The sequence below is a fragment of the Brucella pituitosa genome (genome assembly GCF_003049685.1).
GTDB lineage: Bacteria > Pseudomonadota > Alphaproteobacteria > Rhizobiales > Rhizobiaceae > Brucella > Brucella pituitosa.
The window spans coordinates 337,574-352,652 of sequence record NZ_PYSY02000002.1 but is presented as its reverse complement, the minus strand read 5'-3'; the positions used below and the strand labels follow the sequence as shown (position 1 = coordinate 352,652).

The following is a 15,079-nucleotide window of genomic DNA, read 5'->3' as shown; positions in this document are numbered from 1 at the left end:
CATGAATTCTGTCGCACCACAGCGCATCTATGACTGGGCAGCATTTCGCGCCGAAATCGAAGGTATCCGCATTTATGACGACCCTAAGCAGGTCGAACTGCGGTCCCGCGATTATTTCTGGTACAGCCCGATCCTGACCGAAGATATCGGTCATTATCTCGGCGATCTCGTCGTTATCCCGAAAGATCAGGATGAAGTGCGCCGTGTGGCAGCCGCTGCCGCCAAACTTCGCATTCCGATCACCGTTCGCGGTGGCGGCACCGGCAATTATGGCCAATGCGTTCCGCTTGAAGGCGGCGTCATTCTTGATATGACCAAGATCGACCGCATCATCGCGATTGAGCCGGGCAAGGTTCGTGTTGAAGGCGGTGCACGTATTTCCCGCCTCGACGATGCTGTGCGCGAAACGGGGCAGGAACTGCTGATGTATCCGTCGACCCGCCGCATCGCCACTATTGGCGGCTTTTTCTCAGGCGGTTCGGGCGGCATTGGTTCGCTGCGCCATGGTATGTTGCGCGACGATGGAAACGTCTTTTCCGTGAAGGTTCTCACTGTTGAACCAGAACCAAAAATTATCGAACTGACAGGTCGTGACATCCACAAGGTGCAGCACGCTTATGGTACCAACGGCATTATTCTTGAGCTTGAAATCGGCCTGACGAAAGCAACAGAATGGGTGCATACGGCAGCATTATTCGATACTTATGAGGCAACGCTAAACTTCTGCCTGAAGGCACTGGAAGACAACCTCGACTGCTATCTGCTGACGACTGTGGATCGCCGTTTTGCGCGCTTCTACACTAAATTTGGCGAACTCTTCCCATCCGAAAAAGATGCGGTTTTTGCGATGATAGCGCCGGAAGAAGTGGCACGTTTTGAGACGCTCGCCACAGAGTTCGGCGGCAAGGTTTCGTTCTCAATGACGCTGGATGAACTGCACAAGGCAGGTCTTCAGCCTGCCTATGAATGTGGTTGGAACCACACAACCCTTCAGGCGCTGAAAGCTGAACCGGGCTGGACCTATTTACAGGTTGCCTACCCTCGCCCGTTTGATGTGGCACTGGTCAATCGACAGATCGAACGCTATGGCGAAACGCAATATATGCATCACGAAATGGCGCGTCTTGAAGGCGAAGTGCAAATTTTTGCACTTCCGCTTGTGCGCTTTGAAGGCCGTGATGAAATGTATCGCCTCATCGAAGAGCTGGAACAGGTTGACGGCTGCGATATCTACGATCCTCACGCCTATACGATCGAAGACGGCGGCATGAAGGAAATCGACAGCGTGCAGATCGAATTCAAGAAGCAGGCCGATCCTTATGGTCTGCTCAATCCCGGCAAAACCCGCGGCTGGACAGCCGACATGGCAATGAAGAACTAGAACAAGGGGAACCAAAATGAAAAAGACACTCGTTGCAGCGCTCGCAGCTCTTGCTGCGCTCTCTATGGGCCTTTCCGCGCAAATGGCCTATGCGCTCGACAAAGTAACGCTCGGCACCAACTGGCTGGCACAGGCAGGTCATGGCGGTTTCTATCAGGCCCTCGCCGATGGAACCTATGAAAAATACGGCCTCGACGTGAAGATCGAAATGGGCGGGCCACAGGTCAACAACCGTCCAATGCTTGCCGCTGGTCGTCTCGACTTTCTGCTGACCGGCAATCTGCTTTTGTCTTTCAACAATGTTGCCAATGGCGTGCCAACAACGGTTGTCGCGGCTTTCTATCAGAAAGATCCGCAGGCGCTGATGGCGCATGAAGGCGAATACAAGGATTTCAAAGATCTCGCCAATGCGGAAACCATCCTGATTTCCAAGGATGGTCAGTTCTCGTTCTGGCCGTGGCTGGTAAAGGATTTCGGTTTCAAGGACGAGCAGCTTCGTCCATATGGCTATAGCCTCGCGCAGTTCCTCAGCGACAAGAAGACCGTGCAGCAGGCCTATGCGACTGCCGAGCCGATCTATGCAGAGAAAGAAGGCGCAAAGGTCACAACCTTCCTGCTCGCTGATCAGGGTTACAGCACCTATGCCAACACGATCGAAACGCGTCAGGATCTCATCGAAAAGAACCCTGACCTCGTACAGCGCTTTGTGACGGCTTCCATCGAAGGCTGGACCAACTTCCTCTATGGCGACAACAGCAAGGCTTATGAGCTGATCCTCAAGGACAACGCTGACATGAGCAAGGAAACGCTGGATGCCGAACTTGCACGCCTCAAGGACCTAAAGCTTATCGACAGCGGTGACACGCTGGAAAAGGGCATCGGCGCAATCGACATGAACCGCGTCAAGGAGTTCTATGAGCTAGCGCGCAAGTCCGGAATCGTGAGTGGCGACGAACTGGACATGACCAAAGTTGCCACCGATGCGTTCGTAAACAAAGGCGCAGGTCTCGACATCAAGAAGCAACTGGGCCAATAAGCGCCTCCAACTAAATCGGGGAGCCGCCAGGGCGGCTTCCCTTCCGATCCTGGCTGGCGGATATGACAACCGACAACGAGAATGACGATAACGAACTCACCGGACGAGACAAGGTTCTCGGTCGCAGGCGTCGCATTCAAGGTGCTATTCGCACAGCCGCTATCGATGAATTTGCGGAAAAAGGACTGGTGGGCGCATCAACGCAGGGCATCGCACATCGCGCAGGCCTGACCAAGCCGCAGCTTCATTACTATATTTCCAGTAAGGAAGAGCTTTACGAAGATATCATCATCTTCATCCTCGATGAGTGGGAGGATATCTTCCTCGGTGCCAGCTCCGAGGAAGACCCGGCAAAGGTGATCCGGCAATATATTCGAGCAAAGCTCGTATACAGTCAGAATAACCCCAAGGCCTCGCGCCTATTCACCACCGAAATTGCCAACGGTGCACCCTATCTCCGCCGTCACTGGGCAAAGCATGTCAATGCAACGCACAACGCGGTAAAGCTCATCCAGTCATGGGTAGATGATGGCCGTATCAAGCCGGTCGATCCGCTGTTGTTTCAAATGCATATATGGGCTGTCACCCAGCATTATGCAGATTTTGAAACGCAGGTCCGCAGTATGATGGAACTGAGCAACGACGAGCCGCTCGATCTTGATCGCATTGAAAAAGAAGTTTCTACGCTTTTTCTGCGCGCTTGCGGGCTTGAATGAAAAACCCGTAGAAATATCAGCTTTTCCGGCAAACCCTAAAAATGTCTAATTTGATATAAGAAGAGCCAGAATCTAGTTGCATCCATAATAAAACGTGCGTTAAAGTTGCCACACAAGATTTAGCGACCTCAATGAGTTAGTCCTAATCTTGATAGTATTACGTCAAGCATCGACCAACCCTTGGCGGGGGGCGATGCATTAAGGAGCAGGTTCTTGGGGAGGAGCCTGCTCCTTTTCATTTTACTGAACATCACAAATGCAAAAAGCCCCGGCATTTGCCGGGGCTTTATTCTATTCATTGCCGACCGATTTGTTATTCAGCCAGCCATTCCTTGATCCGATCAGGATGTTCGGCAATGTACTTGTCGACAGCCTTTTCATAAGATGTTTCCTGCGCTTCAAACATTGCGGTTTCAAGCTCGTTGATCGGAATGCTCATCTTTGAAAGAAATGCTGCTGCTTTAGGGTTGTCTTCCTTGAAGCCCTTGCGTGCAATTGCATCGACGTGTTCTGCGCCACCCAATGCACCTTCCGGATCAGCAATATAACGCAGCTTATATTTGCCGAACATCCAGTGTGGGCTCCATGACGTGGCAACAAACCAGCCATCGGAACGTGTCGCACGGTCGACAGTCGTCAACATCGCGGCTTCACTGGAAATATTCAGCTTATAGTCCAGTCCATATTTCTTGATTGCTTCGTCCGACAGGCGGGTCAAGCCTGCACCCGGATCGATACCCTGAATTTCGCCCTTCAGCTTCTCTCGAACTTCCGGCTTTTTCAAATCTTCAATCGAGCTGATTTCGCTTTCAGGAATATAGTCCGGAACGATCCAGCCAAGCTTCGCACCTTCATACAGTGGACCGAGGTTTTCGACCTTGTCTTCGACGCGCTTGTAATAATCCGCATGGGTTTCAGGCAACCACGCCATCATCATCGCATCAATGTCACCACGGCTTACACCCTGGTAAAGCGGTGCAACATCGGTCTGCACCAGTTCAACTTTCTGACCGAGATTGTCCTCGATAAGCTTTGCGGCAAGTTTGGTCACAAATTCAGCATCAGACCATGGAGCCCAGCCGATTTTGACTGTTTTGCTATCTTGCGCGAAAGCCGCTCCGGCAGTCATGCTGCCTGCAACTACTGCTGCGAGACCGAATTTTGTCAGCTTTCCTAACATGGCTTCTCCTTTTTCGATTAACTGTCGTTCCCGTTTAGAGCGTGTTTCGATCTGAATGGATCAGATCGGCGCTCTAAATATTTGTTTTAACGCGCATCTTTGTCCGAAAACCGTTTCACACTTTTCGGGATGCGCTCTATTGTTATTCATACTTCCTGCTTGCGGAGCGCAGATGAGGACTGCTCACCCGCTGTCTTTTTCATAAAGGACAGCCTTTTGAAGAAGCCCAACAAGCCCCCCGAATTTCCTTTGCCAAAGCTTTGTGTGATGCGGTCAAGAATGACTGCCAGAATGACCACGGCGAGACCGCCCTCAAAGCCCTTGCCCACATCGAGACGCTGAATACCCGTAAGAACCGTGTTCCCAAGACCACCAGCACCAATCATCGATGCAATCACCACCATCGAAAGCGACAGCATGATTGTCTGGTTCATACCCGCCATGATTGATGGCATGGCATTGGGAAGCTGAACCTTGAACAGCAGCTGCCGCGAGGTACAGCCAAATGCCAATCCTGCTTCAACGAACTCGGCGTGAACCTGACGAATACCGAGATTGGTGAGACGCACAACCGGCGGCATCGCGAAGATCACGGTCGCAATCGTACCCGGCACGGCACCGAGACCGAAAAACATTGCTGCCGGAATGAGATATACGAATGCAGGCATGGTCTGCATGAGATCAAGCACAGGGCGAACGATGGAAGCCACCGTATCGCTGCGGGCCATGGCAATACCAAGCGGAATACCAATCACCACCGCGATGATTGTGGAAGCCAGCACCAGCGACAAGCTTTCCATTGTGCCACTCCACAGCCCCATATGAATGATGAGGGCCAGTGCGAGTGCGGTGAAAATTGCAAACTTCCAGCTCACACGCCAAAGCGCAAGCAAAGTGAGAATTCCGATGCCCGCCACAGGTGGGATGGAAAGAAGTGTATTCTGAATTCCGTCTGTGACGAAACCGATTGTGGCGGCGATCATATCGAGCGCTGGCGTAAAGTGGTCAAGAATGTAGTTGACCACCACGTCTGCCCATCCGCCAATACTAAAATTCAAATCCATATTTTACCGTCCATTTCAGATTTTGTTGCCTCTGGATTGGACCAATCCTGTAAAATGCCGGGCTTTTGCCCGACAGGCATATACGTGTCAAAATCAGCCAGCACGGCCGAGTGTTTCAAGGAGTGCCGACTTGCTGATCGCCCCGAGATATCGATTGTTCCGATCAGTCACTGGCACTGGCCATGGGCTTTCAGCGACACGCGTCAAAAGTCCGGAAAGTGGCGCGTCGGCCTGTATAGCGGCGGCGCTGTCAAGTTGATCATCACCCAATTTGAAACTGCCACTGGCAAGAGCATCACGCGTAACGACACCGCGATAAATCCTGTCAGCGTCAAGCAAAACGCCATATGTCTGTCCGCTTGCATCAAGACGCTTAAGGGCGGAGGCCATCTGTGCCGGATCGAACATGATCAGTTCGTCGTCCCGCGCGACATCGGACGCTTTGAAAACGCGCGAAACATCGACGTTGCGGAAAAATGAGCGGACGTAATCATTGGCAGGCGAGGAAACGATTTCGTTTGGCGTTCCAACCTGCACGACCTTACCGTGCTGCATGATGCAGATACGATCACCTATGCGCATGGCTTCGTCGAGATCATGACTCACGAAGATAATCGTGCGGCTATGCTCGGCTTGAAGCCTTTTCAGCTCATCCTGCATTTCCGTGCGGATCAAAGGATCGAGCGCAGAGAAAGCTTCATCCATGAGGAGGATTGTTGGCTCACTCGCCAGCGCTCTCGCAAGGCCGACACGTTGCTTCATACCGCCTGAAAGCTGATCAGGCATACTATTGGCATAGGGTTCGAGCCCCACAGCCGCCAGCGCTTTTAGTGCTTTCTCGTGGCGCTCGGCTTCACCCATTCCGGCCACTTCGAGGCCGAAAGAAGCGTTGTTCAGCACCGTACGATTGGGAAGCAGCGCAAAAGACTGAAACACCATGCTCATGTCGCGGCGGCGGAGATCAATCAGCTCGCGCTTCGACATTTTGACAATGTCACGACCATCAACTTCGATGGAACCATCAGTCGGTTCGATAAGGCGATTGAGCAGGCGCAGAAGTGTGGATTTACCTGAGCCTGAGAGGCCCATAATGACGAATACTTCACCCTCTTTAATATCGAAGGTCGCGTCATCTACGCCGATTGTAGCACCATGATCACTATGAATCTGGGCTTTTGATTTACCTGCACGCAATTCCTGCATTGCGCGCTCCGGATCGTCGCCGAAGACTTTAAACACGCCATTCAAGCTTATCTTTGTCTTAGCAGGCGACTTCATACTATCTTCCTTGTATAAAATACCATGCATTATGTTTAACCCCGCTGTGCAGGCAGGTTTAATCTCCTTTTTAACATCATTATTTCTTCATTCTTGCGCGAATTGGACATGCGCAACTTGCAGGCAGCGAACGACCCACAGAGAATGATTAGCGATTGGTGTGACGTATTTATATAGACCATTTCCCGACATGTCCACCCACAGTCATGGATTCATCTTTGCGCGACCCGTCCCCTTGTTTGTTTTTGATGGGTTGCGCGACGAAATATGCGGACTAACCGACACATCCGATTATCAGAAATAATCGGCTAGCCTGCCAATAATAGTAATCCTGTGAAAGCGCTGCACACGAGCGGGCTGCGACAAATATGCAATTAGCTGCGACATGAGGCAATTTAGTATTCGTAGAATATAATTTCTCTTAATTGCAGTAAATTTGTGTGATTATACTTTTGCCTTATCTGACGCCATTTGCCAGAAAAATGGGCGCAGATCAAGCGATCCGCGCCCATAAAATCCTCCCGTTCAAACCGGGCTGAATTAGCTATTAACCATATATCCAATGAAGCCCGTAATACGCCAACGCTCTCCGTGCCGACGGCAAAAATAAAGTGTCTGCCAATCCAGCCGATCATGGGTTCCATCTGCTTTTTTGATCGTGCCATCGAACTTTTTGCGCGCGACAGCAACGTCGCCATTGATGTCAATGACGCCAAGATTCGTTGCGCGGAACACGCCGTCAGCCAGAGATTCGGCATATTCAGTCGCCGCACTCTCGGCAGCCTGGCGCAACCATTCATCGCGATAGGCGGTCAAGGTTGGAAAAGCCGCATCCCACTTATCAGGATTAGCCTCTCCATGCGCATGAATGCCCAAGAACCGCGCCTCATCAAAATCATCGGCAACAAGCGCCCAGTTTTGGCCTACAAATGCCTCGATATCGCGGCGCACGAGCATTTCCCAAATCTGCCCACGATCTTTGTCGCCTGCAAATGGATTGATGACTTCTTTCATACTCGCCCCCCTAATTAATTCAGCTTTCCACGTGCAGCCACCGGCAAGATGTCGATAACATCATCGCCAGATATGAGATGCACCTCATCAAAGAGATTGGACACCACACAGACATGATCGGGAATGACCCGCACCTTGTCACCCACTTTCAACCCGGTAATATCGCCCTTAAGCGTACCATGTTCTTCACTTAGGCCTGTGACACGAGCATCAGTCCTCCCGGCCAGTTCTCCGAAATCAGCGAAACCGAGAGTGTCGCTTGAAAGCGCCTTGGAACCGGCATCGATAATCGCACGATCAGGTGTCGGGTGACTGACGATTGTTGACAGCACGGTCAATGCGCAGTCATCGAGCGTTGCCGCTCCCTTTGCGACTTGATAGCGGTCGAAATAAATATAAGTGCCAGGCCGATATTCCGTGATCACGCTCTCCTTTGGAGAACGCCACATATCCGGCGTGCCGCCGCTTGAAATGGTTTCACATTGGATGTTGTTCGCAGCGAGGAGATCACGTGCCTGAACAAGCCATTGTTCAGCCTGTTCAGCTTTGCCCGTCGCCGGATAAGTCATCAACCCACCAAACCTGAGCCCCTTACTCTGCTCGATCTGACGCGCGAGTTCCAGCGCCTCTTCAGGTGTTTGAACACCGCAGCGCCCCATGCCGGTATCGCATTCGACCAATACAGTGAGCGGACGCCCTTCATTGTTAAACCGCGATACGAGTCCTTCGAGGCTCGTGGAGTTATCGACCGTGACGGAGATTGAGATGCGCTGATGAAGAGCATAGAGCCTGTCGAGCTTTTCCTTACCCAGAATATTATAGGGCAGGAAAATATCGACAATTCCCGCATCTGCCATAACCTCAGCCTCGCCAAGCTTCTGGCAGGTAATCCCCACAGCACCCGCTTCAAGCTGACGGCGCGCAAAGAACGGCAGTTTATGCGTTTTGATGTGCGGGCGAAGCTTTACGCCAATCGCATCGGCATGAGCCTGCGCTTTCTTGATGTTGGCCTGAACACGATTAACATCAATCAGAATAGCAGGCGTATCGATTTCGTGGACAGTTTTAGGCCGTGTCATTGGTCAGTCTCCCATCCGTCACCCATCAGTCACCCAAGGGCAAGCGCGGATCGTCTATCTTGAGTGTGTTCAAACTGTGCTTGATGCGGCGCAGGCTCTCAAGCACTTTCGGCCCATGAACTTCAGCCGTTGCAGTCGCAATCATGTCGAGTATTGCCATCAAGGCAAACCGCGACGATGTCGGCTTATACAAATTACCGTCTTCATCGGCTTGAAACGGAATGACCGTATTGGCTGCCTTTGCGAGATCAGATTCTTGCGCGGTGATCGCCACAGTTTCCGCACCATATTGCCGGGCGACCAAAATCGCTTCGACCACAGAGCGGGCATAACCCGAAACCGAGAATGCAATTACCGTCGTATCTCGCGTCGCCACTGCCGCGTACATACGCTGCAACTGCCCATCCACCTGCGCCAGAACAGGAATCCCCAGTCGGAACAGTCGATTTTGCAACTCTGTCGCCATCATAGAAGAAATGCCGCCCGAGCCTAAGCAAAGAACCGAGCCTGACACAGCTATCCGCTCGGCAATTTTCATGACGACAGACATATCCAGATTATCGCTGGCACGATGAATAGCCGCAACCGCCGCATCTGTAACTGCCGCAGCGATACGCGCCTCGCGAATATCGCGGGCGGGCGCTTCCGCCGTCAGATATTGACCACCAATTGCCAGTGCCTGTGCCAGAAAAAACTTGAAATCGCGCACACCGTCGCAGCCCAGCCCACGACAGAACCGTGTGACTGTTGGTTCACTTACTTCAGCACGAGCCGCGATTTCAGATATGGCCGCCTTGGATGCATAATCAGGATCAGACAACACCAGTGCAGCCAGTCGACGGTCGGATTTCGACCCCTCCTGTGCTGCGGCATGAAGCCTTGTGATGATGTCCGCAACCTTGCTCATACGAGTTCTACAGCGGTAAACCGCTTTCCTTATCAAAGAGATGGATGTGTTCGGGCTTCGCCGTTACAGGGACTCGCTCTCCCGGTGCAAGGTGAATTCGCTCACGGAATACAGCCCGCACAGCTTCACCGGCAATTTTTCCATAAACATGGGTTTCCGGCCCCGTCGGTTCGACCACCTCAATAGCAAGCGTCAGCCCCTCGCCGTCTTTCGCGATGATGAAATTTTCCGGCCTGATACCCAGCTCCGCGCCACGCTCCGATGTCTTGCGTCCCGGCGTAGAAATCTCTTCGCCGTCAGTTGTGCGGAACTTGCCACCCTCGATCACAGCACCCGGAATGAAGCTCATTGACGGTGATCCGATGAACCCCGCCACAAATTTGTTTGCAGGTCGATCATACAGTTCAAGCGGTGCACCGATCTGCTGAATCTTACCCTGATTCATAACAACGATGCGGTCGGCCATGGTCATGGCTTCGATCTGATCATGTGTCACATAGATTACCGTTGATTTCAGCCGATGATGCAGCGCCTTGATTTCAGTACGCATCTGTACTCGAAGCTGAGCATCCAGATTGGACAAGGGTTCATCGAACAGGAACACTGATGGTTCGCGCACAATTGCCCGGCCCATCGCAACACGCTGGCGCTGACCACCTGAAAGCTGGCGCGGATAGCGGTCGAGATAAGAGTGTAAATTGAGAATCGATGCAGCTTTGTCCACCTTTGTTGCTGTGGTCGAGCTATCCTCGCCCCGAATGCGTGGGCCAAAACCGATATTCTCTCGTGCCGTCATATGCGGAAACAACGCATAAGACTGGAACACCATCGCGATATTGCGTTTTTGCGGCGGCAATTCATTGGCGCGTTCGCCGCCAATGATCAGATCGCCACTGGAAATCGGCTCCAGTCCCGCAACCATACGCAAAAGTGTGGACTTACCACAGCCGGACGGACCAACGAGGACGAGAAACTCGCCATCCTCAATCTCCAGATCAACGCGATCCAGAACATTCATCTGTCCGAAAGATTTGGTAATTCCACGCAGGGAAACATTTTTCATCACTCAGTTCCCACCTAAGATATCTTCAATAAAAGGCCTGCAACCGGCCATCAGTCCGGCATCAACGGGCAGAATTGTGCCGGTTATGCCGGACGCCCGGTCAGATGCGAGAAAGGCAACCGCTTCGGCCACCTCATTAACGTTGACAATACGGCCCAGCGGATAAAGACGCTTGAGCTTGTCGAAAACGGCAGGGTCATTCTTGATGCGATGATCCCATGCCGGTGTATGGATTGAGCCAGGGCACACCACATTGGCACGCAATCCCTGTTGCCCATATTCAACTGCAAGAGCGCGTGCGAAAGCGTTTATGCCGGCCTTGGCTGCCGCATAGGCTGGATTGCCGAAATGCGAAAGCGAGTTAACCGAGGATATAAAGACAAAAGCACCACGGCCATTGGCCGCCATCTTCTGTGCAAGCGCTGCAGAAAACGAACAGACCCCAGTGAGATTGAGATCAATCTCCTGATTGATTCGCGCCTGATCAAGCTCTTCAAATGATTCAGCCCGGGTCCATCCGGCATTGTTGATAACAATATCAGGCACGCCGTCGGCATCTGTAATGGCGTTTACGGCAGACTGCAGCGAGTTGCGGTCAAGCAGGTCAAATGCATGACGACTGTAAAAATTATCAGCCTGCATGACATCCAGAGTGGAATCACAGCCGATAATTTTTGCCCCGCGCGATGAAAACATTTTCACAAGCGCAGTGCCGACACCGCCCCCGGCACCGGTAATCAATACGGATTTTCCGGCAAATTCGCCTGAATGCTCCACTCTCTTCCCCTTTTAAAGCACTTTTCGCGCATACTTATTCAGGCCAGCCTAAAAGTGAAAATGTAAGTTTGCAACAAAACTTTTTACTTGAAAGCGCAAAATTTGCCGATAATGTAAGAAAATAACAAAAATCAAGACGTCTTCACATGAAGCATGGGCAAACAAGGGAACGGGAAAATGTCTATCAATAAATGGAAGGCCGGCCTTTTGGCTGGATTGAGCATTCTGGCACTTGGTTCAGCCGCACAGGCCGGCGAAGTGCGTATGACGGTCGCTGAGTACAGCTCGAAGACCGGCCCATATTTTGAGGAAGTAAAGAAGGCTTTTGAAGCCGCAAACCCCGGCATCACGCTTAATTTTGAAGTCGTGCCATGGGACGTACTTCTGCAGAAACTAACCACCGACATTTCAGCTGGCACCAATGCCGATCTTTCGATCATTGGTACGCGCTGGCTGATCGACTTCGTACAGCAGGGCATCGCGGAGCCGCTTGACGGCTATATGGACGATGCATTCAAGGGTCGTTTCATCGAAACATTCCTGTCGCCTTCGGTGCTGGAAGACAAGACATACGGCCTGCCGATCGCAGCATCTGCACGCGCTATGTACTACAACAAGGATCTGCTGGAGAAAGCTGGCGTCGCCAACCCTCCTGCAAACTGGGATGAAGTCAAAGCTGCTGCTGAAAAGATCAAAGCGCTTGGTGGTGAAAACTATGGTTTCGGCCTTCAGGGCAAAGAAATCGAAACTGACGTTTATTACTATTACGCGATGTGGTCACAGGGTGCGGAAATCCTCAACAAGGATGGCACTTCAGGCCTGAGCACGCCGGGCGCTCTTGAAGCAGCCAAGCTCTATAAGTCGATGATTGATGGCGGCCTGACACAACCAGGTGTCACCTCCTATGCTCGTGAAGATGTACAGAATCTCTTCAAGCAGGGCAAGGTCGGCATGATGATCACCGCGCCGTTCCTGTCGAACCAGATCAAGGAAGAAGCACCAAATCTGAAATATGGTGTGACTGCAATTCCTGCTGGTCCAACGGGTGCTCGCGGCACTTATGGCGTAACGGACTCCGTTATCATGTTCCAGAACTCGAAGAACAAGGAAGAGGCCTGGAAAGTTCTCGACTTCCTGTTCCAAACAGAATGGCGCGCCAAGTTTACACAGGGTGAAGGCTTCCTGCCTGTAAACAAGGAAGAAGCGAAGATGGATTATTACGTCAATAATGCCGATCTCGCTGCTTTCACTGCCCTGCTTCCTGATGCGCGCTTTGCGCCAATCATTCCGGGTTGGGAAGAAATCGCCGATATCACGTCCAATGCGATGCAGAGCATCTATCTTGGTCAGGGCGAACCGGAAGCTGTTCTTAAGGAAGCTGCCGCCAAGGCGGATGCAATCCTGAAGAAGTAATCCCATCACCCCGGCAGCGGACGGAAACTGTAGACAGTTTAAACTGTTCTGCTGCCGGGTCCCTTTTATTCCGTGGAATTTTTGGCCGATGCAAAATCGCACCCTGCCCTATTTTCTGATCTTGCCAAGCCTGCTGCTGGCTGCGGTAGTGATCTTCTGGCCGGTCGTGCATCTCTTTGAGATCGCCACCCATGATGTGAACCGTTTCGGGCAATTGCGCGATTTCAACGATGGTGCAAACTTCACTGCCCTTTTCGCATCACCCGATTTTCTGAATGCATTGTGGCGAACAGCCGTATGGACCGTAGCCGTTGTTGGCGGTGCCCTTGTCGTATCGATACCAGTCGCGATCATCCTGAATATGGATTTTTACGGTCGATCCGTCGCACGCGTCATCGTTATGCTGCCATGGGCTGTCTCTTTGACCATGACGGCAATTGTCTGGCGCTGGGCGCTGAACGGCGAAAGCGGAATGCTTAACTCCGCACTGCGCAATCTCGGCATTATCGACAGCAATATTCAGTGGCTGGCCAGCGCTACCACCGCCTTTCCAATGCAGGTGCTGGTTGGTATTCTGGTGACCGTGCCGTTCACAACCACGATTTTTCTAGGCGGCCTCTCTTCCATTCCAGACGATCTTTACGAAGCTTCTTCCTTGGAAGGTGCCAGTCTCTGGCAGCAGTTTCGTGAAATCACCTTGCCGCTACTCAAGCCATTCGTGAACATCGCAATCGTGCTCAACACGATCTATGTGTTCAATTCGTTCCCGATCATCTGGGTAATGACCCAGGGCGGACCGGCAAACACGACCGATATTCTTGTGACCCACCTTTACAAGCTGGCTTTCAGGCTCGGAAAACTCGGTGAAGCCTCGGCGGTCTCGCTGATCATGCTCGCCATCCTTCTGGTTTTCACAGCCTTCTATATCCGGCTATCCATGCGGAGCGAACGCACATGATCGCATCCAAAATCAAACGCACCATCCTTGCCTGGATCATTCTCGCTCCGCTGATCGTGCTGACGCTGTTTCCTTTTGCGGTCATGTTTTTGACCGCAGTTAAGCCACCTCAGGAAGTCCTGTCGCCAACATGGTGGCCAAGCGAATTCCGCTGGCAGAATTTCTCTGAAATGTGGGTGCGAACCGGCTTTGGCAATGCATTGCTGAACTCGTTCTATGTATCGGTCATCGCTTCCGTTGGAGCGATCATCGTGTCCATTCCAGCGGCCTATGCCATGTCACGCTTTCGCTTTGCGGGCCACGGCGCATTCCGTCAGTTCCTGCTCATTTCGCAGATGATATCGCCAATCGTGCTGGTGCTTGGCCTGTTCCGCCTGCTTGCAGCTTACGGATTGATCGAGAGTGTTACGGCGGTTGGCGCGATTTACATGGCCTTCAACATCGCCTTCACTGTCTGGATGCTACAGAGCTATTTTGACACCATTCCAAAAGACCTTGAAGAAGCGTCATGGATGGAAGGAGCTGGCCGCTTCAAAACGCTCGTCAAAGTGTTCCTGCCGCTCTGCATACCGGCCATCGCCGTAACCGCGATCTTCACTTTCATCAATGCATGGAACGAATTCGTGGTGGCGCTTACCATGTTGCGCAGTCAGAGCAGCTATACGCTTCCAATCCAGGTTTTCTCGTTGGTGGCGGGCCGCTACACCGTTGAATGGCACTATGTCATGGCCGCAACACTCGTCGCCACTCTACCCGTCGCGATCCTATTCATATGGCTGCAGCGTTACCTCATCAAAGGTCTTTCGCTCGGCGCTGTAAAATAAGCGGAGTTCAACATGTCCAAGAAACAGGCATTCGGCGCATCACATGTGCCGCTTTCTCCCGCCGTGCGCGCTGGCGACACCGTCTATATTTCCGGTCAGGTGCCTATGGGAGCAAATGGCAGGATTGTCGAAGGCGGCATCGAAGCGCAAACCGCGCAGGTGCTCGAAAATGTCAAAGCAGCATTAGCCCTTGCAGGGGCTAGCATGGAAGATGTCGTCAAGACGACCATCTGGCTCGAAGATGCGCGTGATTTCGGGCGTATGAATGCGGTTTATGCAACCTATTTCCCGAAAGATCCTCCAGCACGCACAACGGTCGAATCCCGTCTGATGATTGACATCAAGATCGAGATTGAAGCCATCGCTTACGCACCGCAAAAATAACCCAG

At 52.1% G+C, this 15,079-nt stretch carries 15 protein-coding genes; 7 read left to right on the top strand and 8 right to left on the bottom strand.

Features of this window, described 5'->3' with window-relative positions; translation table 11 throughout:
* Position 1 precedes the first annotated feature (1 nt).
* From C9380_RS13980 to C9380_RS13970, 3 genes are all read left to right on the top strand, one after another.
* Positions 2-1,381, top strand: coding sequence for an FAD-binding oxidoreductase (locus C9380_RS13980; protein ID WP_128093811.1), 1,380 nt, complete (start codon positions 2-4; stop codon positions 1,379-1,381).
* Positions 1,382-1,397: 16 nt separating this feature from the next.
* Entirely contained in the window at positions 1,398-2,417 is a 1,020-nt protein-coding gene (locus C9380_RS13975; protein ID WP_128093810.1) for an ABC transporter substrate-binding protein, read from the top strand.
* A gap of 62 nt (positions 2,418-2,479) precedes the next feature.
* Positions 2,480-3,133 (top strand): TetR family transcriptional regulator C-terminal domain-containing protein, encoded by a 654-nt coding sequence (locus C9380_RS13970; protein ID WP_105706216.1) that lies wholly within the window; start codon positions 2,480-2,482, stop codon positions 3,131-3,133.
* A 313-nt stretch (positions 3,134-3,446) separates the two neighbouring features.
* On the opposite strand, the gene C9380_RS13965 is transcribed toward C9380_RS13970, so the two are convergent.
* The 8 genes from C9380_RS13965 to C9380_RS13930 form a co-directional block, all read right to left on the bottom strand.
* On the bottom strand, positions 3,447-4,313 hold the full coding sequence (locus C9380_RS13965; protein WP_024896364.1) for a glycine betaine ABC transporter substrate-binding protein: 867 nt from the start codon (positions 4,311-4,313) through the stop codon (positions 3,447-3,449).
* Between the two features lie 146 nt (positions 4,314-4,459).
* Positions 4,460-5,377 (bottom strand): ABC transporter permease, encoded by a 918-nt coding sequence (locus C9380_RS13960; RefSeq protein WP_024896365.1) that lies wholly within the window; start codon positions 5,375-5,377, stop codon positions 4,460-4,462.
* A 93-nt stretch (positions 5,378-5,470) separates the two neighbouring features.
* Positions 5,471-6,655, bottom strand: a complete 1,185-nt coding sequence (gene proV / locus C9380_RS13955; protein ID WP_024896366.1) for a glycine betaine/L-proline ABC transporter ATP-binding protein ProV — start codon at positions 6,653-6,655, stop codon at positions 5,471-5,473.
* Between the two features lie 540 nt (positions 6,656-7,195).
* Positions 7,196-7,669 carry a hypothetical protein gene (locus C9380_RS13950; protein ID WP_100556922.1) on the bottom strand — a complete coding sequence of 158 codons (474 nt, stop codon included), beginning with the start codon at positions 7,667-7,669 and terminating at the stop codon, positions 7,196-7,198.
* A 14-nt stretch (positions 7,670-7,683) separates the two neighbouring features.
* Positions 7,684-8,748 (bottom strand): D-TA family PLP-dependent enzyme, encoded by a 1,065-nt coding sequence (locus tag C9380_RS13945; protein ID WP_128093809.1) that lies wholly within the window; start codon positions 8,746-8,748, stop codon positions 7,684-7,686.
* A gap of 25 nt (positions 8,749-8,773) precedes the next feature.
* On the bottom strand, positions 8,774-9,655 hold the full coding sequence (locus tag C9380_RS13940) for a MurR/RpiR family transcriptional regulator (protein ID WP_100556920.1): 882 nt from the start codon (positions 9,653-9,655) through the stop codon (positions 8,774-8,776).
* Positions 9,656-9,662: 7 nt separating this feature from the next.
* The gene (locus C9380_RS13935; protein WP_024896370.1) at positions 9,663-10,718 is read right to left on the bottom strand and encodes an ABC transporter ATP-binding protein; all 1,056 of its coding nucleotides are present in this window, start codon (positions 10,716-10,718) and stop codon (positions 9,663-9,665) included.
* A gap of 3 nt (positions 10,719-10,721) precedes the next feature.
* Entirely contained in the window at positions 10,722-11,495 is a 774-nt protein-coding gene (locus C9380_RS13930; RefSeq protein WP_024896371.1) for an SDR family oxidoreductase, read from the bottom strand.
* A 177-nt stretch (positions 11,496-11,672) separates the two neighbouring features.
* Between C9380_RS13930 and C9380_RS13925 the strand changes: the two genes are divergently transcribed.
* The 4 genes from C9380_RS13925 to C9380_RS13910 all read left to right on the top strand — a co-directional run bounded on the left by C9380_RS13925 (position 11,673) and on the right by C9380_RS13910 (position 15,074).
* Complete coding sequence (locus C9380_RS13925) at positions 11,673-12,908, top strand: ABC transporter substrate-binding protein (protein WP_024896372.1); 1,236 nt, start codon at positions 11,673-11,675, stop codon at positions 12,906-12,908.
* An 88-nt stretch (positions 12,909-12,996) separates the two neighbouring features.
* Positions 12,997-13,866 carry a carbohydrate ABC transporter permease gene (locus C9380_RS13920; protein WP_024896373.1) on the top strand — a complete coding sequence of 290 codons (870 nt, stop codon included), beginning with the start codon at positions 12,997-12,999 and terminating at the stop codon, positions 13,864-13,866.
* The gene (locus C9380_RS13915) at positions 13,863-14,690 is read left to right on the top strand and encodes a carbohydrate ABC transporter permease (protein WP_024896374.1); all 828 of its coding nucleotides are present in this window, start codon (positions 13,863-13,865) and stop codon (positions 14,688-14,690) included. The genes C9380_RS13920 and C9380_RS13915 overlap by 4 nt, the downstream gene beginning before the upstream one ends.
* A gap of 12 nt (positions 14,691-14,702) precedes the next feature.
* Complete coding sequence (locus tag C9380_RS13910) at positions 14,703-15,074, top strand: RidA family protein (protein ID WP_128093808.1); 372 nt, start codon at positions 14,703-14,705, stop codon at positions 15,072-15,074.
* The last annotated feature ends 5 nt before the right edge of the window (positions 15,075-15,079 follow it).